This is a genomic window from Curtobacterium sp. PsM8, from assembly GCF_030433875.1.
Taxonomy (GTDB): Bacteria; Actinomycetota; Actinomycetes; order Actinomycetales; family Microbacteriaceae; genus Curtobacterium.
This window is the reverse complement of sequence record NZ_JARUXD010000141.1, coordinates 1-2,265: the sequence shown is the minus strand read 5'-3', so window position 1 is coordinate 2,265 and position 2,265 is coordinate 1. Positions and strand designations below refer to the sequence as shown.

At 71.8% G+C, this 2,265-nt stretch carries 3 protein-coding genes; all 3 read left to right on the top strand.

Annotated elements, in window-relative coordinates:
* Nucleotides 1-227 precede the first annotated feature (227 nt).
* The 3 genes from QCD68_RS17100 to QCD68_RS17090 all read left to right on the top strand — a co-directional run bounded on the left by QCD68_RS17100 (nucleotide 228) and on the right by QCD68_RS17090 (nucleotide 2,105).
* Nucleotides 228-671, top strand: a complete 444-nt coding sequence (locus tag QCD68_RS17100; RefSeq protein WP_111074796.1) for a MarR family winged helix-turn-helix transcriptional regulator — start codon at nucleotides 228-230, stop codon at nucleotides 669-671.
* 61 nt (nucleotides 672-732) lie between these two features.
* A complete protein-coding gene (locus QCD68_RS17095; protein ID WP_111074797.1) occupies nucleotides 733-945 on the top strand; it encodes a hypothetical protein in 213 nt (70 codons plus the stop codon).
* 41 nt (nucleotides 946-986) lie between these two features.
* On the top strand, nucleotides 987-2,105 hold the full coding sequence (locus tag QCD68_RS17090) for an alkene reductase (protein ID WP_301223879.1): 1,119 nt from the start codon (nucleotides 987-989) through the stop codon (nucleotides 2,103-2,105).
* The last annotated feature ends 160 nt before the right edge of the window (nucleotides 2,106-2,265 follow it).

Here is a 2,265-nt window from a genome sequence, read left to right as displayed (position 1 = left end):
CCCCCCCCCCCCCCCCCCCCCCCCCCCCCCCCCCCCCCCCCCCCCGCCCCGGCCCCCCCCCCCCCCCCCCCCCCCGGGGCCTCCCGTCCGTCATCCACCCCGCGCCACCCCGGCGGAACACCGGTGTTCGTCGAACACATCGCGCAGATGCGCGACGCAACAGACGAACACCGGTGTTCCGCCGTCGCGATCACCGCTGCTTCGTGCACGAAGGGTACGGTGGGCACATGCTCCACACCGAGACCGACCCGCTCTCCCTCGACCGGCAGCTCTGCTTCGCCCTCGCCGCCACGAGTCGGAGTGTGGTCGGGCTCTACCGCGAGCACCTGGAGCCGATGGGCCTGACGCACCCGCAGTACCTCGTGATGCTCGCGCTCTGGGAGCGCGATCCCCGCTCGGTGCGCGAGATCGCGGGCGAACTCCGCCTGGAGTCGGCGACGCTCAGTCCGCTGCTCAAGCGACTCGAAGCGTCCGGCTACGTCCGCCGCGGCCGCAGCACCGAGGACGAACGACAGCTCGCGGTGTCCCTGACGACAGCCGGTCGGGCCCTCCGCGACCGCGCCGAGGCCGTCCCCGTCGCGGTCGCGGCCCAGCTCGGGTGGCCGGTGGCCCGACTCGAGGCGCTGAAGGACGAGTTGACGGCACTCCTCGAGGTCGTCGACCACGCCTGACCCGCGCAACGCACCAGACAGCGCGTACACTAACGATCAGGGCACGAATGGAAGGGTGACCATGGGACGCTTCGCGCAGTGGTACGAGCGCTGGAACACCACGCTGATCAACAAGATGGGGCCGTCCCAGATCGGTGCCGGTCACCCCGAGGGCCTCGACGACCGCACGGTCGACCGCGGCTGCCCGATCTGCCACCAGCCACTGTCGCTGCACACCGTGATCCGCCCCGAGGGCCAGGTCCGCTCCTCCACCCTGGTGTGCCCGCGACCCTGAGCGCGAGAACCGGACAGCGTGACCGAGTTGGAATAGGCAACATGGTGTCGGCGTTCCCGCTCGGCGTGAAGCTCTACGAACCCACCGCCCTCGGCGCACTCCGACTCAGCAACCGCATCGTCATGGCCCCGCTCACGCGCACCCGCGCCGGTGAGCAAGGGATCCCGAACGACCTGCTCGTCGAGCACTACGCGCAGCGCGCGAGCCTCGGCATGATCATCACCGAGGGCACCTGGCCCGTGCAGGAGGGCCGCTCCTACCCCGGCCAGCCCGGCATCGAGACCGACGAGCAGATCGCCGGCTGGCGCCGCGTCGCCGACGCCGTCCACGAGCGCGGCGGCACGATCGTCATGCAGCTCATGCACGGTGGCCGCGTCTCGCACCCCGACATCTCGCAGACCCCGCGCATCGTCGGCCCGAGCGCCGTCGCCGCCCCGGGTCAGACGCACCTGGCCGACGGCTCGAAGGCCGACATGCCGGTCCCCCACGAGCTGACCACCGACGAGGTCGCCGAGGCCGTCCAGGGCTTCGTCCAGGCCGCCCGCAACGCGATCGCCGCCGGCATCGACGGTGTCGAGGTGCACGGCGCCAACGGCTACCTGGTGCACGAGTTCATGTCGAGCCACTCGAACACCCGCACGGACCAGTACGGCGGCTCGGCCGAGAACCGTGCCCGCTTCGCCGTCGAGGTCGTCACGGCCGTCGCCGAGGCCGTCGGCGCGGACCGCACCGGCATCCGCCTGTCGCCGGAGCACGGCATCCAGGGCGTCATCGAGGACGACGCCGCCGACGTGCGCGCCGTCTACTCCGCGATCGCCGAGGGCCTGGCGCCGCTCGACCTCGCCTTCATCGACGTCCTGCACGCCGAGCCGGCCGGTGACCTCGTGCAGCACATCCGCCGCACCGCGGGCGCCCCGTTCGTCGTCAACTCGGGCTTCAGCGCGATGACCACGCGCGACGAGGCGATCGCCGTCATCGACGAGGACGTCGCCGACGCCATCGCCGTCGGCCGTCCCGCGATCGCGAACCCGGACCTCGCCGAGCGCTGGGAGCAGGACGCGGAGCTCAACGAGCCCCGTCCCGAGCTCTTCTACGGCGCGACCGCCGAGGGCTACACCGACTACCCGACCCTCGCCGAGGTGCGCACGTCGGTCGCGTAGTCCGCACCACGTGACGGGAGGGCCGGCGCCAGCCCCGGCGCCGGCCCCCGCGCCCCCCCGGCCCCCCCAACAGGGACCCCCACGAAACATGGTGTTGCAAGGTTTAGTGTCTTTTAAAAAAATGACGCTGGCGGCGAACAGGAAGATTTGTAGATATCGG

Coding starts and splice junctions, on each gene's coding strand:
- QCD68_RS17090 (WP_301223879.1), top strand. CDS start 987: ATGGTGTCGGCGTTCCCGCTCGGCGTGAAGCTCTACGAACCCACCGCC.
- QCD68_RS17095 (WP_111074797.1), top strand. CDS start 733: ATGGGACGCTTCGCGCAGTGGTACGAGCGCTGGAACACCACGCTGATC.
- QCD68_RS17100 (WP_111074796.1), top strand. CDS start 228: ATGCTCCACACCGAGACCGACCCGCTCTCCCTCGACCGGCAGCTCTGC.